The sequence below is a fragment of the Bacillus cereus group sp. Bce041 genome (genome assembly GCF_052646455.1).
The window spans coordinates 213,021-237,409 of the sequence record NZ_JBQXON010000004.1 but is presented as its reverse complement, the minus strand read 5'-3'; the positions used below and the strand labels follow the sequence as shown (position 1 = coordinate 237,409).

The window sequence follows — 24,389 nt, the reverse complement described above, 5'->3', positions numbered from 1 at the left end:
CGTTCATTATTTATAATATTGACCACAATTTATGTAATTTTGCATAATGTTACATAAATTGTGTATTTTCTCTTTTTTTAGACATTAATAGACAGTATACTTTGTACAAGCTTTCTATTTCAAAAATTATACGAGGTGAAATAATGAAAAACAAAAAGACATTAACTAAGGTAGCATTAACAACAGGATTAGCTTTAACAGCTGTGGCACCATATGGGGTAGGTCATGCAGAGGAAACAGATCAACTACAAGTTCAAATTCAGGAGGAATCGTTCCGTTCGGGTGAACTTACACAGCCGTCACAAAAGGCACCAGAAAATGTAGTAAAGGATGCACTTAAGGAGAAAACAGAACAAGCTCTGTCCCAAAAACAAGTCAATGGAGAAGCAGGAGTAGATTATAAAGTCCTTCAAAAACGTGGTTCGTATGATGGAACTACACTTGTGCGTATGCAGCAAACATACGAAGGAAAAGAAGTATATGGACATCAATTAACTGCACACGTAGATAATAAGGGTGTTATTAAAAGTGTTTCAGGTGATAGCGCGCAAAATTTAAAACAAGAAGAATTGAAAAAACCTATTAATCTATCAAAAGATGAAGCAAAACAATATATTTATACGAAATACGGGAACGATATCAAGTTTATTTCTGAGCCAGAAGTTAAAGAGGTTATTTTTGTTGATGAAAATAATGGACAAGCTAGCAATGCATACCAAGTTACCTTCGAAGCTGCAACACCAAACTATGTTTCTGGTACTTATTTAGTAAATGCACAAAATGGTGATATGTTAAAAAATATGGTACAAGAATCTAACTTAAAGGCCAGTGACAAACTAGTTGGAGCTTTAAAGAAAAGTAAACAAAGCAGTCTTACATCATTAACCGGAACAGGAAAAGATGATTTAGGTATTAATCGTTCATTTGGTATCTCTAAACAAAGTAATGGCAAATATGCTCTTGCTGATTATACAAGAGGGCAAGGCATTGAAACATATGATGTGAATTACAGAGATATTACTAAAGAAGAAAGCTATTATCCTGGTACATTAGCGACAAGTACTTCGGCAACATTTAACGATCCAAAAGCAGTAAGTGCTCATTACTTAGCAACAAAAGTATTTGATTTTTATAAAGATAAATACAAGCGTAATAGCTTTGATAATAAGGGACAAAAGGTAGTTTCAGTTGTACACGCTTGGGATTCTGAAGAGACGAATGATCCGAAAAATTGGCAGAATGCATTAAGTGCTAATAATGGAAGTATGCTTGTATATGGCGATCCTATTGTTAAAGCATATGACGTAGCTGGACATGAATTTACACATGCTGTTACTTCTAGCGAATCTAATCTTGAATATTACGGGGAATCCGGTGCGATTAATGAGGCGCTATCTGATATTATGGGAACATCTATTGAGAAATACGTAAATAATGGAAACTTTAACTGGACAATGGGAGAACAAACGGGATCTGTTTTCCGTGATATGGAAAACCCAGCTTCTGTTCCATCTTCACTTGGAGTGCCTTATCCAGATGATTACAGTGAATTTAACGATTTTAATGGATGGGATCAAGGCGGTGTTCATTTTAATTCAAGTATTATTAATAAAGTTGCGTATCTGATTGCAAAAGGCGGAACTCATAACGGAGTAACTGTTAAAGGAATTGGTGAAGATAAAATGTTTGATATTTTCTATTATGCAAATACAGATGAGTTAAACATGACTTCTAATTTCAAAGAATTGAGATCAGCATGTATTCGAGTGGCAACTAATAAATATGGTGCGAATACAGCTGAAGTTCAAGCAGTTCAAAAAGCATTTGATGCAGCAAAAATTAAGTAATTTAGAAATATAGTTATCATTCATATATTAATACATTATGAAAAACAGCTAATGTCATTTTAAGGATATTAGCTGTTTTTTACGTGGCAATGTATCGTTGAAAATAAACTGACTAAGCAATAATGAGGCACTTTATCTGTAAGAAGTTGTGACAAATAAATAAGGTTTAAAATATATAAAAACAGAAAATTAATAATATATTGACCTCTTGATAGAAAGTCTATAAAATGAAAGCGATAACAAACGATTGCTTTAAAATGTTTTCCCTGATCTTTTAGTATTTACAAATATATGAAGGCATAAACAAATCTATTTTTTTAAGTACTAATGCAAACGTTTTCGTATTAAAAGGTCATTGAAATACATACGTGAAAATAGCCGATATGGAGGTGAAGTAAAAGAGATTTCTAGATTAATTTAAGCAGTGTTATTCAGTGTAAGCATAATAAATCGTTAGTAATATTTGAAGAAAGGGTGTATGTGATGCAAATTACAAAAAGATTAATTAACAAAACAGTTTTATTACTTACTTTAATCGTTATGTTATCATCTGTTTTCTCCTTTCAGAGTGTGAAGGCAGTTTCAAATTCGAAAACAACTGAAATTATCATTCATTACAAAGAAAAGCTTGGAAATACAAAAGACTGGAATCTTTGGTTATGGGGAGAAAATGCAAATGGTACATCTTATCAATTTACTGGTGAAGATGAATTTGGAAAATACGCTAAGATAAAAATAGACGGTGACTATAATCGTGTAGGATTTATAGTTCGAACAAATGAATGGGAAAAAGATGGTGGGGATCGTTGGATTGAAAATATAAAGGACGGTCGTGCTGAAGTATGGATCCTTTCGGGTGATGAAAAAGTATATAACTCTAAGCCTTCATCGGATCTCTCAATTCAAAAAGCAACTATTGATGGTTTCCATGAAATTACTGTAACGACTAATGTCCCGTTTAATATTAAGGAAAAGAAAATTGAAATTGAAGGCATTAAAATTAAGAATATTACTCCTTATGATATAAACAGTGGCGATATTACTAATAAGGTCAAAATAATTACGGAACAGAAAATTGATTTAAAACAAACATACAAAGTTAAAATAGAAAACTTAGCTGATACGAATACTGAAATTGGTAAAGTCATTCGTAGCGAAGAATTTGATAATTTATTTTATTATGGTGGTAACGATTTAGGAAATACATATACTCCGCAACATACAAAGTTCCGTTTATGGGCTCCTACTGCAAGCGAAGCGAAGTTAGTTACATATAAAAAATGGAGCGATAAAATAGGTGCTGAAATAAACATGCAACAAGGTGAAAAGGGAACTTGGACATCAGAACTAAAGGGGAACCAAAAAGGGCTCTTTTATACGTATAAGGTCAAAATTGGTGATAAGTGGACTGAAGCGGTTGATCCATATGTGCGTGCTGCTTCTGTAAATGGGGATAAAGGTGCAGTCGTTAATTTAGAAGAAACAAATCCGAAAAAATGGAAAGCAAACAAAAAGCCAAAATTTAAAAATCCGGAAGATGCTATTATTTATGAGTTACATGTACGTGATCTTTCCATTCAACCTGAAAGTGGTATTAAACAGAAAGGGAAGTATTTAGGTGTAACAGAAAAAGGAACAAAAGGGCCAGAAGGTGTAAAAACAGGACTTGATCATATAAAGGATCTCGGTGTTACTCACGTTCAGTTTTTACCGATATTTGATTATGCTTCTGTAAATGAAGAGACTTTAAATGAACCGCAATATAACTGGGGATATGATCCTAAAAATTTCAACGTTCCAGAAGGCTCCTATTCTACAAATCCTTATGAGCCGACTGTGCGAATAACTGAATTAAAGCAAATGGTTCAAACACTACATGATAATAATCTTCGAGTGGTGATGGATGTAGTATATAACCATATGTATAACGCTGCTGAATCTAATTTCCATAAGTTAGTTCCAGGTTATTATTATCGTTACAATGAAGATGGAACATTTGCAAATGGAACCGGTGTAGGAAATGATACTGCTTCAGAAAGAAAAATGATGAGGAAGTTTATGGTAGAGTCCGTCACATATTGGGCAAAAGAATACAATTTAGATGGATTCCGTTTTGATTTAATGGGTATTCATGATTATGAAACGATGAATGAAATACGTAAAGCTGTGAATCAAATTGACCCTTCTATTATACTACACGGAGAAGGCTGGGATTTAAATACACCTCTTGCAGCTGAGCTGAAAGCAAATCAAAAAAATGCAGAGAAAATGAAAGGGATTGCACATTTCAACGATGATATACGTGATGGATTGAAAGGTAGTGTATTTGAGGAGAAAGAAAATGGATTTGTAAATGGAAAGCAAAACATGGAAGATCGTATTAAAAAAGGCATTACAGCAGGTATTGACTACGATACAAATTCGTCTACTTATCAAGATCCGGAACAGGTACTAACTTATGTGGAAGCGCATGACAATCATACATTATGGGATAAACTTGAGTTGACTAATTCAGGTGATAACGAAGAAGTGCGAAAACAAATGCACAAATTGTCTTCTTCGATTTTATTAACATCACAAGGTATTCCATTTTTACATGCAGGGCAAGAGTTTATGCGGACGAAATACGGTGATCATAATAGTTACAAATCTCCAGACTCAATTAACCAGATGGATTGGCTGCGCCGTGCAACGTTTAATAATGAAGTAGATTATATGAAGGGTTTAATAGAATTACGCAAAAAGTACTCAGCTTTTCGAATGACATCTGCAGAGCAAATAAAAACACACGTATCATTTATTGATGCTCCCAAAAATACTGTAGCTTATATAATAGAGGGGAATAAACATGAATACTTTACAGTGGCTCACAATGCAAATAGAGAAGCTGTTGAAATAACACTTCCATCGAAAGGGCCTTGGAAAGTACTAGTAGATGGCAAGCAGGCGGGAAGTAAACCACTTTATGTTGTCCATGACAATAAAATTAAAGTTCCTGCATTAAGTTCCATTGTTTTAAAATCAGAAAAACCAATTAAATAAAAGCGAAGAGTGTGGAAATAAATACTGAATTGAGCAAAGTTAATAAGGATTGCAAATGAAAAAAGCGAAGTGAAGATTATTCTCACTTCGCTTTTAAAGTTAATGTAATATAATTTCACATACTGTAATTATATTACAATTTAATAAAAGAAATAAGCAATAGATTATTTCTTTTATGACAGTAGGAGGAGAAGATATCTTTGAGTTTATTTATAAAATTACCTGAAATACATTCGTAATTCATATAATGTTTATTATATATTCGAACATATAACGAACTAGATGTTCGAGTTGTATTAACTCCTACAAATCGTTTAAAAATAACAAAGGCGTAAAAAGTATATGGAATTAAAATAGAGAAAAGACACCATTCAAGGTGTCTTTTCTCTATTTTGAATATGAAATGTAAGTAACTCGATTGTATGTAATAGTATGTGATATTTTCACACTAACTGATTAAGAAAAATTTAAAACTCTTTTCTTAATCTATTTGTAATAAATTACATCATAAAATTTTATCGATATAATAAATAAAACTTTCTCAACATTATTTGATTTAATAACTATATTCAACCGCTCTCCAATCCATTACAATAATTTCACATTGGAAATACATGAATATTCTCAATGTTATAAATGGTTTATACCTTATAGGATTACTATGGGAAAGGATGTGAAATATCCAAAAAGAAATCATTTTTTATGATGAAATAAAAAATTTTAATGAAGAAAAAGTTATTTCATTATTTTCAATTTTCGTTAAAGTGCATGTATTTATAATCACTATGAGACAAGGAGCAGAATCCGAAAAAATTTTTGTAAATTAGAAAATTGCATTTCAAAAATAAGTTAAACGTTTATGGAGGGTTATATGAGCGAGAAAATTTATTACTGGTCTCCGATTAAGCATTGGGAGAAGTTGCATAATGAAGTTTTGATAGGGGAAATGAGATTTACAGGTATTCTGTCTGAGTGGTTTCCAGATTTTTATTTTATGGCTCAAAAAGGTGTGAAAATTAGTGAACTAGTAGAGCGCTTTTCGTTAGGAAATGTAGAAGAGACACAAAAAAACATAGAGCTCATGATAAAAAATCGTGTGTTAGTAAGTAATATATTACACCCAAGAGAAGTATTTTCTTCACAAGAAAAGATTTTTTCAAATCCATATAGCAACCAGATTCGCTTTTCTAAAGAAAAGTTAGATAAGTATATGAGTAAACAATTAAATCGCACGCACGTTGCTGCACGGTCGACCGAAATTCAACTTGAAACAACAAATGAGCTACCTACTATAATCAAGGAACGTAGGTCTTGTCGTCAATTTGATATGGAAAAACATATTAGTTTTTCGGAATTTTCCCGATTCTTATCAACTCTAAAACAGGTTAGGGAAGAAAAAATATACTATCATTACGCAAGTGCAGGCGGGCTCTATCCCATTGATATCTTTGTTTATGTAAAACCAAAACGTATAGAGGATATGAAAGCTGGATTTTATTATTATAACCCATCAAAAAATAGTCTTGTGATTGTAAACAACATTGATCAAGTAATCAAAAGTGATCATGAGTTAATTAATCAGGATTTATTTACTCAATCTGCCTTCTCAGTTTATTTGGTTTATAATGCGAACGCTTCCATCCCGAAATACGGTTCAGATGGATATTTATTTGCTTGTATTGAGTCAGGCATTATCACTGCTACCTTAAATATGGTTGCTGAGACATTAAATTTAGGGGTTTGTTCAGTCGGTCATATGAAATTTGAAGAGATTCAGCAATTTTTATGTTTGGATAATCATCAAGTGTTTCTCCATGGGCTTGAAGTTGGCTTGAAAATTAACGAGTAGAAGAAATGAATATTAGGGGGATAAAGATAAAAATGCAAATTAAAGATCGAAGTTCGATTCATGAAAATAAAGAAGTAGAAGCGTTTTGGAAGGAGCAATTATCTTCCGAGATTCTCGATTTTTCTGTATTTAAATTTAATAGCGATTACCGACTAAATAAAGAAACACCTTGTGAATACGTTCAAGTCATAGTGAATGTAGAATTTAGTAAAAGTATACAAAAAATAAGTAAGTCTCAAGATTTATTATTATTTAGCTGGTTTCAAGCCGCTTTAAGGGTTTGTTTGGCACATTATACAGATCAAGAAAGAATTACTATTGGTATTCCTATAATTGAAAAGAATCTTGAACAAAGTGATAATCTTAATAAGTTGATTCCTTTAGGAAGTGAAATCCAGCCGCATCACACCTTTAAACAATTAGTAAATGAGATTGAACAAACGACTTTATTCGGGTATGAAAATCAGGAGTATCCGCTCTCTGAATTATTAGTTAAACACAATTTAACTCCTTTTCAAATTGTAATCGGGATGGAAGGATTACATAATGAAAATTCGCTAGAAGAATACGCAGAGAATAATTTAGCCCTATGGATACGAAGAAAATGGAATGAAATACATAATGAATTTGAATTTCAAATTTCTTGCAAGTCCCGTTCATTCTCTTCTTTGCAACATTTTGCCAATTCGTATTGTTATGTTTTAAAGCAAGTTTCACAAAATCCGAATTTGGCATTGAAAGATATTTGTATTATTGCAGAAGAAGAAAAAGAGTTGTTAGAAGGATTGAATACTTTTCAAACGGGCATAGACTTGTTTCAATCATTTCAAGATTTGTTTGAAGCGCAAGTATTAAAAACTCCAGATCAAATTGCTGTTGTTTGTAATGATCAATCTTTGACATATAGAGAATTGAATAAGAAAGCGAATCAATTGGCTTCGATTCTTCAAAGTAAAGGTGTTTCAAAAGAAAGTATTATTGGCGTTATGGTAGATCGGTCATTAGAAATGATTATTGGTATGATGGGGATTTTAAAAGCAGGAGCAGCGTATTTACCAATCGACCCTAACTACCCAACTGAACGAATTGAATATATGTTACAAGATAGTCAAGCAAAATATTTACTTAGTAAGCGAACAGAGGAAGTATTGCCACAATTTGCAGGTGAAGTACTGTATCTTGATAAAGAATATCTTTTTCAAGGTGAAGAAAGTAATTTAGTACGAGAACATAATCCTAATGATTTAGCTTATGTTATTTACACATCAGGATCGACAGGAAATCCAAAAGGGGTAATGATAGAACAAAAATCGCTAGTTCATTTTTTAAATGTAATGAGAGAAAAAGTAAAAGCTAATCAATCATTCTTGTTTCTTGCTAGTGTATCTTTTGATATTTCCTTGTTAGAAATATGTCTTCCTTTAACGCAAGGTTCAAAAGTAGTAATTGCTACAGAGGACCAGTTTGCAACAAAAGAATTGGCTCATTTGGTCAAAAAACATAAGGTGGATTTATGGGAATCAACGCCATCGCGAATGGAAGTGATTTTGAGTGATCCAGAAGGGGCGATTTTTCTAAAAGATTTAAAATCTATTTTATTAGCAGGAGAATCATTTTCCATTGATTTGGTTGAAAAAATTCGTTGTATCAGTGAAGCAACAATTTTAAATATTTATGGTCCCACAGAAACAACCATTTGCGCAACAGTAAAAGACTTGAGCACTTCCAAAGAAGTTACGATTGGCAAACCTAACCCGAATTATCATTCCTATATATTGAATAAGTATGGCCAATTAAAACCATTTGGAATTCCCGGTGAACTCTGCATTGCTGGCGTAGCGGTAGCACGAGGGTATCTTGGTAAAAATAAACTGACAGATGAAAAGTTTGTACCGAGTCCTTTTGCGGCAGGGGAAATGATGTATCATACAGGTGATCTCGTTCGTTGGTTGCCTAATGGAGAACTTGAATATTTAGGTAGAATGGATCATCAAGTGAAAATTCGGGGGTATCGGATTGAATTAAGAGAAATCGAAACTCAATTAAGGGAATATCCAGAAATAAACCAGGCTATCGTTGTTGATCAAGTGTATGGAAATAGGAAATTATTAGCTGCCTACTATGTATCGGATAACAAGGTGTCTTTTGATGAAATCAGAAAATATTTAAGTGATAAATTACCTGAGTTTATGATTCCTGAAAAAATGATTCAGGTAGAAGAGATTCCATTGAATCCAAATGGAAAAGTGGATAGAAAAAGATTGTTGGATATAACACAAACGGATTATGTATCAATTCCATACCTTGCTCCGCGCAATGAAATTGAACAAAAATTAGTGCGTGCATGGGAAAAAGTTATGGAGATCGAGGGAATCGGTATTCATGATAATTTTTTTGCATTAAAAGGAGAATCTATTAAAGCACTTCAGGTAATTAATTTATTAAGAAAAGACGGCTTAAAAATAAGTACAACAGATTTTTTTAAGCACCCCACAATCGCTCAACTGAGTTCTTGTGTAAAGCTAGAGCATAAAGAGGAAAACTTTGAAAGTAGACCAACTCATGTTAAAGATTTGTCTAAGCCATTTTCCTTAACAGAAGTTCAGACAGCGTATATGATAGGACGGAATTCACAGTTTGAATTAAGTGGTATTTCCCCTCAAACATATTTTGAATATGAAACAGCTTTGGATATCAATCGTCTTTCAAAAAGTTTTCAAAAGGTAATTCATCGTCATCCAATGTTGCGAGCTGTAATTTTACCAGAGGGAAAACAGCAAATATTACAAAGCGTTCCTGATTACGAGATTGAAATAGTGAGTCTCATAGATTTAGATGATAGGAATCAACATGCTCGCTTACAAGAAGAGCGTTCTCGAATGACTAACCATGTATTCCCTTTGGGGCAATGGCCTTTGTTTGAATTGAAAGCTTTTCTTTTAAAAGAAGACACGTATTTATTATGTTTTCGATACGATGCTTTATTAATGGACGGAGCAAGCATGAACATTGTTGGACAGGATTTGTTGCATTATTATTATAAACCAAATCAAAAATTAGAATCTTTATCTTTTGATTTTCAAGATTATATGTTTATCTATGATGAAATGGAACAAAGCGAAGAATATAAAACAGCAAAAGATTATTGGACAAGTAAGCTTCCTGACTTTCCGTTTGCACCATCTTTGCTGTTAAAAAAGGATCCAGCAGAGATTGCTACTCCTAAATTCCAATCACTTACAAAAATCCTGGATAATAAAAAATGGACAAAGCTACGAAAGTTAGCACAAGAGAAAGAGGTAACGCCTTCCGCTCTACTTTGTACAATATATGGTGATGTGTTGGCACATTGGAGTAATCAACGTCGATTAGCAATTAACTTGACTGTATTTAACCGTTATCCTGTTCATGATGAAGTAGAACAGATTGTTGGAGATTTCACATCACTTATTTTATTGGATGTTGATGTAAAACCAGAGCAAACTTTCTTTACTAGAGTAAAAGAAACGCAAGCTACTTTATTAGATGGCCTTGAACATCGTCATTACGATGGAGTTAACTTTATTCGAGATTTTACTCGATATCATCAAATGACGCCAAAAGCAGTTATGCCAATCGTTTTCACCTCGATGTTAGCAGGTGCAGGTGCTTTCTCTTGGGAACAACTTGGTTCTCTTCGCTATATTCATGCTCGGACTCCACAAGTGTATTTGGATAATGTAGTAATTGAAAAAAATGGAGAGTTATTAATTAGCTGGAACTATGTTGAAGAGTTGTTTGATGTTGATGTAATAGAAGCAATGTTTTCCCAATTTGTTGACTTATTGGAACAATTGGTGAAACAAAGCGATATAACATCTTTGCAGATGAAAGAATCGGATCAAACTTTAATTAAGCAATACAATGAAACAACAGAAAAAATACCTTCAACTACTCTGTATCAATTATTTACAGACCAAGTAAAACGTACACCGGATGAAGTAGCAGTGGTATTTGAACAAGAATGGTTAACATACTCGGAACTTCATAAACGTTCTAATCAAATTGCCCACTTCTTAAAAGAGCAAGGTATTGGTCTAGGTGACAAAGTGGGTCTTTTAGCAAAAAGGCGAGTTGACACAATTGTTAATATGTTAGGTGTTTTAAAATCAGGTGCCGCTTATGTTCCGATTGATCCCGATCATCCTTTAGATCGCCAAACATATATTTTAAAAAATAGCTCATGCAAGCTTTTATTAGAACCTAGTCTTTATGAAGAAAATCATTTGTCATTTTATACAACAGAAGATATGCCCGCTATTGCTGGTCCAGAAGATATTGCCTATATTATATACACTTCAGGAAGTACAGGAAAACCAAAAGGAGTAATTATTACTCACCAAGCGGTTACAAATACTATTCAAGACATAAATCAAAAATATGAGGTGAATGAAGATGATCGTATTATTGGTATCTCTTCCATGTGTTTTGACCTATCTGTATACGATATTTTCGGAGCTTTAAGCACAGGTGCAATGTTAGTAATGATTCGTGATCCGAGAGACATGCAAGAATTAATCCGCACTGTCGAACGTAGAGGGATTACAATTTGGAATACAGTGCCTGCAATCATGGATTTGGCATTGGAGCAAGTAGGTTCTCATTTTGAATATCCTTCTTTACGTTTAGTTTTACATAGTGGAGATTGGATTCCGCTTTCTTTACCAGAAAAAATAAAACGACATTTTCCGATTGCAGAAGTAGTCTCACTAGGAGGGGCAACAGAAGCATCGATTTGGTCAATTTATTATCCGGTCAAACAGGTGGAATCACATTGGAATAGTATTCCATACGGGATGCCCTTGGCAAACCAAACGTATTATGTGTTGAACTATGAAAAGAAAATGTGCCCTGTTGGTGTAATTGGAGATTTATATATCGGGGGAGTGGGCCTTGCTAAAGGATATTTAAATGATGAAAAGAAAACAAATGAAGCGTTTGTGTCACATCCTGATTTTGGTCTTATATATAAAACAGGGGATTGTGGAAAAATGCATTCTGAGGGATATATTGAATTTTTAGGCCGCCAAGATTACCAAGTGAAAATTCAGGGATATCGAGTAGAGTTAGAAGAAATCTCTCATTGTCTTCTAACTTATAAACAAGTCGAACATGCTGTCGTAATTGATCAAACAGATGAGAACGGAATAAAATTTTTAGTTGCATATGTGGTAACTGAGCAAAATATTAGTACAACAGAACTACGAAAGCATTTGCAAGATCACTTGCCAGATTATATGATTCCTTCTTATTTTGTTTATTTGGACCAATTACCCCTGACTCCAAACGGGAAATTAGATAGAAAAGCGCTCCCTACTCCGGAGAAACAAAAAAATGAAGTATTTATTGCCCCAAAAACTGAAATGGAAAAAATATTAACTAGTATTTGGCAAGAAGTACTCAAAATAGATCAAGTTGGAGTAAATGATCATTTCTTCGCCTTAGGTGGAGATTCGATAAAAGCGATTCAAGTGTCCGTCAGACTGTATCGACAAGGATTCGAGCTTGAACCAAAAAATATATTTTCATTTCCTATATTAAGGGACATGGTTCAATTTGTTAAAAAGCTAGACCAGTTTTCAAGTTCACAAACAAATGATGTAAACATAATGAACGATAATAAAGCTACATTACTAAATGTTAAAGATAAACAACTTAATCAACATACACTTAACAAAATACAAGAAAAAATGCCGGATATAAAAATAGAACGTATTTACCCGTTAGCACCTTTCCAGGAAGTTATTTATGAGCATGCTACGAATGAACCTGATACAAATGCATATTTTGAACAAACAATTTGGGCACTTGAGGGGGAGCTGGATATTAAACTCTTTATTCAGTGTTTCCAACAATTAGTTGATCGTCATGATTCTTTAAGAACAATAATTGTGCAAGATGAACAAGCAAAACCTTGGCAAGCTGTTCTATATGATGTTCAAATAAATTCAGAAATAAAAAACTTGATTGAGATGACGAAACAAGAACAGCAAGAATTCCTAAAACAGTGGATGAATGAAAATTTAAGTCGAGGATTTAAAAATGATGAACTTATGACACGTCTCTGTATATTCCAACTAGGTAATAACGAGCATAAAGTAATTTGGAGTTCCCATCATCTATTATGTGATGGTTGGAGCGTCAGCATTTTGATAGACGAATTATTCCAGCTCTACGAAACTACAAATGCCGGAACTACGGCGGGGTTACCCATGGTAAAACCTTTTGAAACATTTATAGATTGGACTTTGGCACAAGATCATGAGAAAGCACGTCATTTTTGGCGAGATTATTTATCAGGATACAATCAGAAAATTAGTATTCCTAAAAAGAAAGTCCCATCTAAAAGTGAAGGGTTAAACTTCACTTTTATGGATTTAACATTAGACAAGGATTTGACTGATCAGTTACAAACATTTGTAACTAAAAATAATATAACTATGAATACGGCATTACTAGCTGTATGGGGAATATTGCTTGGCAAATTCAACGGAACGAGAGAAGTAGTATTGCCTAACCTAGTATCAGTCAGACCTCCCGAAGTAGAAGGAATTGAAAATATGTTCGGTCTGTTCACAAATGTTTTGCCTATCCGATTAGCATGGACAGAAACGCAATCTTTTGTGGACTTCCTGCAAAAGGTACAACTAGAGACATTGAAATGTAATGAGTATGCATACTATTCATTTGTTGATATACAAAAGCAAAGTGAATTAAAAACTGAGTTGACTGACCATCTTTGGGTTTTTGAAAACTATCCAACTAATCCAGCAATCTTTTCTTCAAATGAAAACAGACATTTTGCTATCACGGATTACGAAGTTGTTGATGAGCCACATGTAAAGTATGGAATTATGTGCTTCCCTGAAGAAAGACTTACAATAAAGTTTGGATATGATCAAACGGTATATGAAACAGAGAAAATACAGGAAATATTAAATCACATCCAGGGGTTAATCAACACGATTCTTCAAAATCCAATACAAACAATTTGTGATTACAAATTATAAAAAATGAAAAGGCGAGCAAGAACTCGCCTTTTTAAATAGAATAGGAGTAAATCAAATGACAAAAAAATTACAGTTATCAGCCGAAGAAATGCGTCAGTTAGGATATCAAGCGGTTGACTTAATTGTTGATCATATGAATCATTTAAAAAGTAAACCAGTTTCAGAAACGATTGATAGTAATATTTTTAGAGACAAGCTAATTGAAACGATTCCGGAAAACGGATCTAATCCAAAAGAATTACTTCATTTTCTTAATAACAATGTGTTTAATCAAATTACTCATGTGGATCATCCTCATTTTATGGCTTTTGTGCCAGGTCCTAATAATTATGTTGGTGTATTAGCAGATTTTTTAGCAAGTGGGTTTAATGTATTTCCTACAGCTTGGATAGTAGGTGCAGGTGCCGAACAAATTGAATTAACGACAATTAACTGGTTAAAATCAATGCTAGGATTCCCTGATTCAGCTGAAGGATTATTTGTCAGTGGTGGTTCCATGGCTAATTTGACTGCACTTACTGTAGCGAGACAGGTCAAGCTGAATAATGACATAGAAAATGCGATTGTTTATTTTTCTAACCAAACTCATTTTTCTGTAGATCGAGCACTTAAAGTATTAGGTTTTAAACAGCATCAAATTTGCCGAATTGAGACAGATGAAGACTTAAAAATTTCAGTTAATACTTTAAGAAAACAAATAAAAGAAGATCGATTAAAAGGGAAAAAACCATTCTGTGTTATTGCTAATGCAGGGACAACGAATTGCGGAGCGGTGGACTCCCTCGATGAATTGGCTGATGTATGTGGTGATGAAGATATATGGCTACACGTGGATGGGGCTTATGGGGCTGCAGCAATTCTCAGTGAAAAAGGAAGGGAGTTATTAAGTGGAATTCATCGTGCCGATTCTTTAACGTTAGACCCGCATAAATGGCTTTTTCAGCCTTATGATGTTGGTTGTGTACTTATTCGAAATAGCCAATATTTAAGTGAAACATTCCGTATGATCCCAGAGTATATTAAGGATACAGAAACTAATATAGAAGAAAAAGTGAATTTTGGGGAGCGTGGAATTGAACTTTCTCGTAGATTTAGAGCATTAAAGGTATGGCTTTCTTTTAAAGCATTCGGAGTTACAGCTTTTCGTGAGGCAATTGATCAGGGCATTATGCTAGCTGAACAAGTTGAAGAGTTTTTAAGGAAAGAAAAAGATTGGGAAGTAGTAACACCTGCCCAATTAGGAATTGTTACTTTTCGTTATATTCCATGTGAGCTAACATCTACAGATACAATTCATGAAATAAACAAAAAATTGGTGGAAGAAATTAATCAAAGAGGATTTGCTATGCTAAGTACGACTAAATTAAAAGAAAAAGTAGTAATTCGACTTTGCTCTATCAACCCAAGGACAACAAAAGAAGAAATACTTCAAATCATGATGAACATAAAAGCATTGGTAGAGGAAATAAATACATCGTCTAAACATCTTATATCTGTTTCTCAACCTTGATATATTAGGCGGATTTTAAATATAATAGCCGATTTCAAATGAGAATCGGCTATTATATTTAAATGATAATAACACTCACAAATGTATACTATTTATGAGTGTTTCTCTTGTAATGGGATTAAGCCTCAACCTTAGATACTCGTTTGAACCCAGTTTTTATTGCTTGTACTATTTCGTTCACAGCATAAATAGACACATCGGCATTTGGATTTAACCCTTCAAACCAGTGATAGGCATTTGGATATAAATGAAACTCGACATCAACACCAGCTTGCGCTAGTTTGCTTATATAGGTTAATGTTTCGCTTCGGAATGGATCTAATTGACCTACAAATGTGTAAGTATACGGTAAGTCACTATAATCCTCAGCTCGAGAAGGCGCTGCATATGCAGGGATTTGATCCATTCCATACATTTCTCCTAAATACATTTTCCAGCCAGCTTCATTTGCCTTTTGGTTCCAAACAAATCCTTCTTTAATTTCATTCGCTGAAGGTGTATTATTTCGGTCATCAATCATTGGATATAGTGGCATTTGTAAACAAATTGAAGGATATTTTCGATCTCGTGCTAATAATGATAATGCTGCTGTTAGTCCACCGCCAGCGCTTACTCCTGCAACTCCAATTCGATTCGAATCAATGTTTAATGACTTTGCATTATCAGCAATCCATTTTAAAGCTGAATAACAATCCTCAATTGGTGCTGGGTAAGGGTGTTCAGGTGCTAAGCGGTAGTCTACAGACACGACCACACAGCTAGCTTCTTTTGCAAACCTCATACAAGTATCATCGTTATCATCTATAGACCCTAAGATATAACCTCCACCATGTATCCATAATAAGACAGGTAAAGATTCATGATTTGATTTTGGACGATAAATTCGTAATGGTAACGGATTATCATCAGGCCCAACAATGACTTTATCTATTAAAGAAAGGGAGTCATCAACAACGGTAGGTGGTCTCATTTGAGCTATTCCTTCTCTGATTGATTGCAAATTTTCTGGGCGTAAATCGAGATCCGGAAACATCTCTAATCCTTGTAATAATTCTGGATTTACTCTAGTTTTCATTTTAGCACCTCTATTTGTAATTGTTTTCAAATAAATGAAGTGTATTCTAAGTAGTTTAATTGTGAAAGAACACCACAATTAAATTGTAAATTGGATATGTTATAACGGTCAACAGAATATTCAGAAATTAAAACCTTTCTCAAGAAGGAGTTTCATGCAATTAATAATACAAGTAGCGGATTTAAGAGCAAAGTGTTTTAATGTCGTTGTAATTATGTACATTAGAAAAATTTCTTTTCTAGACTCATGAAGAATTATAAAAAGCAAAATTTTATAGATAGTTATTTTAAAAATAAACAAAAAGAGAAGAACTAACCAATGTTCTTCTCTCTTTTTCATATGTAATTAGGGTATCCATAAATGTAAATACGGATGGTATAGATTAATGGATGAATAATTTATTTTTAAATTAATAACGTAATAAATAAAGATTTTTGTATGTAATATTGCATATACAGGGACCACTGGTGAAAATGCTGACCAATGCTTTTCCACATGGTAAATTAGTTCCTTAGTTATTTATTTTATTTCATTTTCAATCGTGTAAGGCTTGGGGCTAAGATTTACAAAGGTGACTAGTAAAAAATATAACAATATAAGTATAAGATTTTGTACTTAGTAATGTCACAATTTAAGACCTGTCATTGGATAAGTGCGGGGAGTTCAATCGATTTTGAATAAAATTAATAGTATCAGCTGCAATTTTTTTACGTTTAAGAACTATCCCAGCATGCCCACATGTATAAATATATCGTGTAGGTCTTTCCCAAGATTCCCACAAGTAGTCTGTATCCTCAGAATGCACATATAGATCATGCTTACCTGAAATTAATAAAATATTTTCTTTTTTTACTTTTGGCAATGCTTGACTCGGTTCAGTGATTTTCCAATAATCTATTAAATCATCATACGTAACACCATGATGTTCCAAGTCTTCTCTAATAAATTTACCCGGAATTGTATTCCAAATAGAATAAGAAAGTCGATTTGCATAGAAAATGGATGCTAACACATCAATTTCTTCTTCAACAAGAGAGGTTAAGTTAGTAATAAATCCACCTAAACTAATTCCTATTAGAATCAGGGGACCATTTTTATTTGCTTTAATCCATTTAATCAAAGCTCGTAAATCAGCTACCGCTTGTCTAGTTGCTTGTACTGTTCGTTCAATATTTGCACTTACCATATACTCTCCACTGAAAAAGGATTGATCGGGTTTTCTTTCAAAATGATAGGGTAGAGTGAAATAATACATATTCCACTTCAGGCTGGTCATATGATCGTGGAATATTCTTTTCACACGTTCGTTAGAATCCATTCTCCAACCGTGAACAAAGATAACATGAGGTGCATTTTCATTTTTATGTAAGAATAATTCCCCAGTTACAGAGTCGTTGCGTGAATCACCGGATTGAACTGAGCTTTTATATTTGAATTGCCCAGCCATGTATTCCTTTTCCTGTTTTGAATGCTTAATGTCAAAATGAATATGTGATGGTTTTACTTTATAAAAAGATTCTATGTCCTTTATATTTAATGAAGTGTTAGAAAGGGAAGTATACTGAAACGCTACACTTCTTTTTTTGTGTAAATCATATAAGGCGTACCGATCAATGAGTTTTGAAAAAATCAAATTAACCTCCTCCAAAATACATATTGTTTAAAACATGGACAAAATTTATGTTGTAAATTAATTATAAAATATTCTCTTTTCCTAATAGTAGGTGATAAATTTGTATATCATATTATAAAGCTTGCAATAAAATAAAACTATAAATAAATTATACTAAAATCTAAAAAGCAAGTTAATATTCTTATTCATATAAGAGAATATTAACTTGCTTATTTTCGTATTAAAAGATGCACCTTTTAAAGCGACGTGATTTGTATGAGATACAGTAACTATATTAAATCCCTATATTATAGCTATCCAAATAAGTTTCTCTATATTTATTGTATAGAAATTACACAGTAAATATTTTTTGTGCTACATACATTAAATTAATCTTAACCTTTATATAAATTTATTAAACGGAATAACTCCTTACCAATATTCAAAAACGGCTGCGTTTTTGAATTTGTGTTCTAGCTTTTCTGAAACAGGTAAATAACTACACATAAACTCCTTATATCTCTAGTTAAACTACCGATTAGCTCCATATAAACTCTAGATAACCTATATAGAATACAAGATATCAAGGAGGTAAGAAAAAATGAATTTTATGAAACGAGCAATTCTCAGTATGAAAAAAAGGATAGGAACATCATTAATTTTGATGGCAGTTTTTCTGATTGTTACAAATTTGGTTCTTTCAGGTTTTACAATCCAAAATGCGTCAAAAAAAGCAGCGGATGCTGCGAGAAAAAAACTTGGTGCAGATGTTACTTTAGGTCTTGATTTCGACAAATTAGGTCAAAAAGCTAAGGAAACTGGAGAAATGCCAAATCCACCGCAGCTCGATACAAAAGAAACAGATCAATTAGCGAAATCCAAGTATGTAAAAGACTATAATTACATAGCTAACACTTTTGGTATTTCTGATGGACTTAAACTAGTAGGAGCTTCAGAAGAAGAAGGAAAAGGTAAAGCCGGAATGGCGGCTGTGCGAGGCGGTTCAAGCTCTGGTACAGAAATAGATATGAATGCTTCTTTTATGATTGAGGGAGTTCGCAAGATTGCATTACAAGAAAGCTTTAAAAACAGAAAAAGTAAAATCATTGATGGAAAGCCAATAACAGAGCAAATGAAGGATCAGAATGTAGCTTTAATGGAAAAACGATTAGCGGAATTAAACAATTTGAAAGTAGGAGACAAAGTTAAAGTGCAATCAGGGGATAAGAAGGAAACCCTTGAGGTTGAAATTATTGGTATTTACGAAACAAATGAGCAAGCAATGGGTCAACAGGCTCCTCCTATTATGGATCCGGCTAATAAACTATATATGCCGCATTCAACTATGAAAAAATTAGAAGTAGACCAAGGTATAAGTAGTGTTCAAGTCGTGTATTTCTTGAATGATCCACAATATATTGATGCATTTAAAAAAGAAGCAAAAAAATCTAATATTGATTTTAATTATTATAAATTAGATGCGCATGATTCATTGTACAAGCAAATGATTGGTCCTATTGAAAATATCTCTTCGACTTCTCAAATGATCATTTATATTGTATCGATTGCAGGTGCGATCATTTTAGGATTAATCATTATGCTATCAATTAAAGGGCGTCGTAAAGAAATGGGAATTCTATTGTCTATTGGAGAGAAAAAGTGGAAACTGATGGCGCAATTCGTAGTAGAAGTAGTGTGTGTCGCTATTTTAGCATTTGGATTATCCATAACAACAGGAGCTAAAGTTTCTCAATATATCGGGGATAATTTACTTTCGAATGAAATTGCTACTGCGAGCGAAGAAACAGATACCTCGCAACATGGTACTGTAATGATGGCTGGACCTGGTGGTACTCTACAAAATCAAAAAGAAGATCCAATTGATAAAATTGATGTAAGTGTAACAGGAGAAGATGTAGGAAAAATGGGGGGGATTGGACTAGGTATTGCTATAATAGCAACGCTTCTTCCAGCATTATCTATTCTACGTTTAAACCCAAAACAAATTCTTTTAAAAGATGAATGAGGAGGCTCGATATGGAGACGATTTTACAGTTTAAAAATTTGGATTATTATTATGAAAGTAATGGGAAAAATGTAGCGATACTAGATAATGTTAACTTTTCTTTTCAAAAAGGACATTTCTACACGATTTTAGGACCATCTGGATCTGGTAAAACCACAACTCTGAGCTTAGGTTGTGGACTGGATGTCCCTAAAAATGGTTATGTACTGTATAATGGCAAAGATATTAGAAAGATTGGTTTGGATCGATACCGTAATCAAAATGTATCTGTAATTTTCCAATCTTATAACTTAATTACCTATATGACCGCTCTTCAAAATGTCTTAACAGCAATGGAAATTACAGGTGTTAAAGTGCAAAATAAAACAGCAAGAGCATTAGAATTATTAAAGAGGGTAGGACTCACAGAACTTGAAGCGAAACGAAACGTATTGCAACTAAGCGGTGGACAACAACAGCGTGTAGCAATTGCTCGAGCACTATCTTGTAATGTTGATTTACTGATTGCAGATGAGCCGACAGGAAACCTCGACGAGGAAACCGCAATGGATATAATAGAACTGTTTCAAGAACTTGCACATAAAGAGAATAAATGCATTATTGTTGTGACTCACTCACAGGAGGTTGCTAAAAAATCAGATCGTGCAGTGTATTTAAGTAAGAAGAAGTTAGTCATAAATGAAATCTAATATAAACATCGTAGCTGTTTAATTCACATATTTTTCAAAAACTAGACCTTTCAAAAGCTTATATTTGATTTATAATAAAATCAAGCCATAATCAAAATGGTCTCCCTGTACTGAATGTTAAAATAGTTTGTCGTTCCCGTTTTAATAATATTTTTAAAAGAACTTGTAGGATATTCTACAAGTTCTTTTTATTATAATTGGTTACCTATCATGGGATAATTACACATAAAAAGCGGGACAATACCTAGATATATAATCTAAATGCTGTCCCATTTACCTGTGTATCTGTATAGTTATTGTAGAATCAAACCTACAATCATAATTAAACTAAATACTATCATCCAACCAAAGGCACAATAGCCAAAAATACTAATCCATTTAGGTAATTGATTCATGTTAATTTTATTTGTGGGAACTCCTTGCATAGAAAACATCATTTTTTGATCTCTATCTCTATTATTTTGTTGTTCATACATAATATCATCACCTTTCCAGAACTATTGTGCTTATAGTATATCAGCCTAAATAAAATTATGTACAGAATAAGAGGGGATAACATATATATTATGTGGTGAATTTTATAAATAAAGACATTTAATTGCCATGGTTCTAAGCGCTAATCCGTTATAAATTCTGAAAAAGAGCCCTACATAAATAGGACTCTTTTTCTTCAAATATTAAGTTGCTAGATATACATCAGAACCAAGGTAACGTTCTTTTATAATTTGAAGATGATGAAGCTCATGACCAGCAATGATGTATGCTAATGCACGAACTGTAACTTCAGAATTATTCGCATTTCCTCTTTGTGACCAAGCTTCTTTATCTAAGCTTCTAAGTAAATACAGGGTAGATTGGCGAACAACTATTAAATTCTCAAGAAGATCTTGCATAGATTGCTTATCAAAAGCAGCTCTAAGAACATACATATCATCATTATAGCCTGGAAGTTCTGCTGTCTCGCCTCGAGCGATAGATAGCAATCGATACGCCATAATCCGTTCTGTATCTGCTATATGACCCATTACTTCTTTTATACTCCATTTAGTAGGAGCATACCGGAAAAGTCCCTCACTATCAGAAATTTCCTTTAATAAGAGATTCGTTTCCTTCATTTGTTGTTCTAGAATATGTATGATATTTCCGTCTGATACCAAGTTGGTATACGTTGCATAATAGGAGTTATATTCACTTACTTGTGGTCTTATTTGCATACGAATCATCCTTTATGTTTTATGTTTAATCTTTACATATAGCTTACCATAAAAGAATTTTAAATTAATCTGAAAAATGGAGGGAAATATGCATTTTTCATCTTCCTTTTCAGTTTCATAGATGAAATGCATCTCAAATAAGAGAATCTAATTTGCTGCTAAGCGGAATTTCGTTTTTGCTGTTATAGTAAAAGATAAATATGTAAATTGAATACAGTTTGTCACCACTTATGATAATTACCATTTAAGAAGCAATATATATCATTAAACGAAAAGCCTGTTAATAAGTTTATACTTACCACAAAAACAAACAAACTCGTCCTATTTAAAGGAGAGTTTGTTTGTTTTTGTGTTTAGATAATGGAATACTCATGCAAAATTGTACACTATGTTCCATATTTTTTATTGAATACTTTATATCTAGCGTTTCAAGAATTTGTTTAACAATATATAGCCCCAAACCATTTCCTCCAGTATTTCGATTCCTTGATTTTTCAATTCGATAAAATGGTTTGAAAATTTGTTGTATCTCTTCATCTTTAATATTGACACCTGTATTTATAATTTGCATTTCGATTTGACTTTGTTTAGAATCCTCACTTAACTTTATATAGACTTTTTCATTATGTGGTGAATACATAACCGCATTATGGACAATATTTTTACATGCTTTTTCTAAAAGGGCACAATCTGTATAAATAGCAAGGCCAAAGTCAATTTCTTTTATTATTTCGATGTTTTTTTGAGAAGCAAAAAATTCGAGATCTTTTGTAATTGTCCCTATTAATTTTGAAAGATTAACTTTCTCTACTTTTAGTTTGAAGGTGTGTTGTTCTAATTTCGATACGCTTAAAATTTCACGAACTAATTGTTCCATACTTTCAATAATTTGATGATTCTTCTTTAAATATTGATCGCGATTTTGATAAGGGCCAATATTGTATATCATTCCTTCTAAGTATCCTTTCATTACAGTAAGAGGGGACTTTAATTCATGTGCTACAATCGCAAAAAACTCTCTGCGTTTTGTTTCTATTTCTCTTTCTTTTTCAATATCATTTTTTAATTGTTCATTTGCTTTTTTTAAATCAAACATAGCTTGTTGCAAGTTAATAGACATGTCATTCAAACTATTAGATAATTCTCCTAACTCATCTGTAGAGCGAACCTCAATTTTTTCGGAGAAATCTAAATTTGCCATCTTTTGTGCACCTTCATTAATATAAATAAGTGGCTTTGTAATAAACCTGGAATAAAAATAAGCACTCCCTATACCAATAACGAGCACAATGATACTAATATAGGGGAGAAAGCGTACTAAAACCTGTGAAGCTTCATCAATCGGTTGAAATGTAGCAAACACTACAAGCGTTAAACTACCATCTTGAAATTGAATTGGTTTCGTAGCGTTATATGAATTGCTAAGGGTACTTGCATTCTCGAATCGTGTTGCTTTAGTAACTACTGTTTTTTGCGTACCACTTTGAATAAAAGAAAATGAAGGAGAGTAAATAATTACTCCTTCTTTATTTTGAAGATAAAGCATCGCATTATTTTTTTTTGCGTATTCATCAAAAAGTGGTATCGCATCTTGAAACGTAAGATTTTTAGATTTATCAATGATTTCGTTTATCCCTGTTTGAAGTTGATCTGTTTTATATTGCTCATAAAACGTAGGGAGAAAGAAGTATAAAGTTAAATAAATCAATACTGCAAAGGATAACAAAATGAGAGATGTAGTCATAAAGAGTTTGTAAGTAATTTGCTTCATCTTCATGAGTTTCACAATACTATTCATCAATTTTATAACCAATACCCTTTATTGTTTTAATATAAGGGATAGCTAATTTTTTACGTAGATTTTTAATATGTGTATCAATTATTCGTGTTTCTCCAAAATAATCGTACCCCCAAACCTTCTCTACGATATTTTCTCTTGTAAGTACTTTTCTCTCATTTTGAAATAGTAGTTGTAGAATTTCAAACTCTTTTGTCGTTAATATAATTTCAACGTCATTTACATATACTCTATATGCATCCACATCGATACGCACTTCTTTAAATATCAAATGATTATTTACATTTTTATCATAACTTCTTCTAAGTACAGCTTCGACTCGTCTAATCAAAACATGAAATGAAAAGGGCTTTGTTATATAATCATCGATCCCAAGGTCGAATCCTTTCATTTGATCTTCCTCTTCTTCCAACGCAGTTAGCATAATAATTGGTACGTTTGACTGACTTCGAATCATTTTAGAAACTTCAAACCCATTAAGATTGGGCATCATGACATCTAGAAGAATTAAATCAAATGATTGCTTATTAAATTGTGTCATACCCTCTAGTCCATCTGAAGCGACTACCACTGTATAATGCTGTGTCATTAAAAATTGTTTAATTAATTCCTGAATTTCTTGATCGTCCTCTACCACGAGAATATGATAGTTTTTCATAATATCACCTCTGGTAGTCA

General features: G+C 32.9%; 13 protein-coding genes. 7 read left to right on the top strand and 6 right to left on the bottom strand.

Features of this window, described 5'->3' with window-relative positions:
- The first annotated feature begins 143 nt into the window (after positions 1 to 143).
- The 5 genes from ACUN13_RS15360 (at position 144) to ACUN13_RS15340 (ending at position 15,297) form a co-directional block, all read left to right on the top strand.
- Complete coding sequence (locus tag ACUN13_RS15360) at positions 144 to 1,847, top strand: M4 family metallopeptidase (protein ID WP_000791447.1); 1,704 nt, start codon at positions 144 to 146, stop codon at positions 1,845 to 1,847.
- A gap of 483 nt (positions 1,848 to 2,330) precedes the next feature.
- Positions 2,331 to 4,889 (top strand): type I pullulanase, encoded by a 2,559-nt coding sequence (gene pulA, locus ACUN13_RS15355; protein ID WP_025687742.1) that lies wholly within the window; start codon positions 2,331 to 2,333, stop codon positions 4,887 to 4,889.
- Positions 4,890 to 5,760: 871 nt separating this feature from the next.
- Complete coding sequence (locus tag ACUN13_RS15350; RefSeq protein ID WP_001290968.1) at positions 5,761 to 6,738, top strand: SagB/ThcOx family dehydrogenase; 978 nt, start codon at positions 5,761 to 5,763, stop codon at positions 6,736 to 6,738.
- A 32-nt stretch (positions 6,739 to 6,770) separates the two neighbouring features.
- Complete coding sequence (locus tag ACUN13_RS15345) at positions 6,771 to 13,787, top strand: amino acid adenylation domain-containing protein (protein WP_445423876.1); 7,017 nt, start codon at positions 6,771 to 6,773, stop codon at positions 13,785 to 13,787.
- 55 nt (positions 13,788 to 13,842) lie between these two features.
- On the top strand, positions 13,843 to 15,297 hold the full coding sequence (locus tag ACUN13_RS15340) for a pyridoxal phosphate-dependent decarboxylase family protein (protein ID WP_409532078.1): 1,455 nt from the start codon (positions 13,843 to 13,845) through the stop codon (positions 15,295 to 15,297).
- Positions 15,298 to 15,415: 118 nt separating this feature from the next.
- Here ACUN13_RS15340 and ACUN13_RS15335 read toward each other — a convergent pair whose 3' ends face one another.
- Positions 15,416 to 16,372, bottom strand: coding sequence for an alpha/beta hydrolase (locus ACUN13_RS15335; RefSeq protein ID WP_000857931.1), 957 nt, complete (start codon positions 16,370 to 16,372; stop codon positions 15,416 to 15,418).
- A gap of 631 nt (positions 16,373 to 17,003) precedes the next feature.
- Complete coding sequence (locus ACUN13_RS15330; RefSeq protein WP_025689863.1) at positions 17,004 to 18,005, bottom strand: alpha/beta hydrolase; 1,002 nt, start codon at positions 18,003 to 18,005, stop codon at positions 17,004 to 17,006.
- Between the two features lie 580 nt (positions 18,006 to 18,585).
- Here ACUN13_RS15330 and ACUN13_RS15325 point away from each other — a divergent pair.
- Positions 18,586 to 20,010 (top strand): ABC transporter permease, encoded by a 1,425-nt coding sequence (locus tag ACUN13_RS15325; RefSeq protein WP_025687722.1) that lies wholly within the window; start codon positions 18,586 to 18,588, stop codon positions 20,008 to 20,010.
- Positions 20,011 to 20,021: 11 nt separating this feature from the next.
- Positions 20,022 to 20,699: an ABC transporter ATP-binding protein gene (locus ACUN13_RS15320; protein ID WP_000447856.1), complete on the top strand. Its 678-nt coding sequence runs from the start codon at positions 20,022 to 20,024 to the stop codon at positions 20,697 to 20,699.
- 293 nt (positions 20,700 to 20,992) lie between these two features.
- Here ACUN13_RS15320 and ACUN13_RS15315 read toward each other — a convergent pair whose 3' ends face one another.
- From ACUN13_RS15315 to ACUN13_RS15300, 4 genes are all read right to left on the bottom strand, one after another.
- Positions 20,993 to 21,175, bottom strand: coding sequence for a hypothetical protein (locus ACUN13_RS15315; RefSeq protein ID WP_000273239.1), 183 nt, complete (start codon positions 21,173 to 21,175; stop codon positions 20,993 to 20,995).
- Between the two features lie 201 nt (positions 21,176 to 21,376).
- On the bottom strand, positions 21,377 to 21,913 hold the full coding sequence (locus tag ACUN13_RS15310; RefSeq protein WP_257116077.1) for a DinB family protein: 537 nt from the start codon (positions 21,911 to 21,913) through the stop codon (positions 21,377 to 21,379).
- Positions 21,914 to 22,238: 325 nt separating this feature from the next.
- Positions 22,239 to 23,690 (bottom strand): sensor histidine kinase, encoded by a 1,452-nt coding sequence (locus tag ACUN13_RS15305; protein WP_033695141.1) that lies wholly within the window; start codon positions 23,688 to 23,690, stop codon positions 22,239 to 22,241.
- A gap of 13 nt (positions 23,691 to 23,703) precedes the next feature.
- Complete coding sequence (locus ACUN13_RS15300) at positions 23,704 to 24,369, bottom strand: response regulator transcription factor (RefSeq protein WP_000800727.1); 666 nt, start codon at positions 24,367 to 24,369, stop codon at positions 23,704 to 23,706.
- Between the last annotated feature and the right edge of the window lie 20 nt (positions 24,370 to 24,389).

Excerpts from the sequence above, each read along its gene's own strand:
- ACUN13_RS15360 (WP_000791447.1), top strand. The coding sequence starts at position 144 with ATGAAAAACAAAAAGACATTAACTAAGGTAGCATTAACAACAGGATTA.
- pulA (WP_025687742.1), top strand. The coding sequence starts at position 2,331 with ATGCAAATTACAAAAAGATTAATTAACAAAACAGTTTTATTACTTACT.
- ACUN13_RS15350 (WP_001290968.1), top strand. The coding sequence starts at position 5,761 with ATGAGCGAGAAAATTTATTACTGGTCTCCGATTAAGCATTGGGAGAAG.
- ACUN13_RS15345 (WP_445423876.1), top strand. The coding sequence starts at position 6,771 with ATGCAAATTAAAGATCGAAGTTCGATTCATGAAAATAAAGAAGTAGAA.
- ACUN13_RS15340 (WP_409532078.1), top strand. The coding sequence starts at position 13,843 with ATGACAAAAAAATTACAGTTATCAGCCGAAGAAATGCGTCAGTTAGGA.
- ACUN13_RS15335 (WP_000857931.1), bottom strand. The coding sequence starts at position 16,372 with ATGAAAACTAGAGTAAATCCAGAATTATTACAAGGATTAGAGATGTTT.
- ACUN13_RS15325 (WP_025687722.1), top strand. The coding sequence starts at position 18,586 with ATGAATTTTATGAAACGAGCAATTCTCAGTATGAAAAAAAGGATAGGA.
- ACUN13_RS15320 (WP_000447856.1), top strand. The coding sequence starts at position 20,022 with ATGGAGACGATTTTACAGTTTAAAAATTTGGATTATTATTATGAAAGT.
- ACUN13_RS15315 (WP_000273239.1), bottom strand. The coding sequence starts at position 21,175 with ATGTATGAACAACAAAATAATAGAGATAGAGATCAAAAAATGATGTTT.
- ACUN13_RS15310 (WP_257116077.1), bottom strand. The coding sequence starts at position 21,913 with ATGCAAATAAGACCACAAGTAAGTGAATATAACTCCTATTATGCAACG.
- ACUN13_RS15305 (WP_033695141.1), bottom strand. The coding sequence starts at position 23,690 with ATGAAGATGAAGCAAATTACTTACAAACTCTTTATGACTACATCTCTC.
- ACUN13_RS15300 (WP_000800727.1), bottom strand. The coding sequence starts at position 24,369 with ATGAAAAACTATCATATTCTCGTGGTAGAGGACGATCAAGAAATTCAG.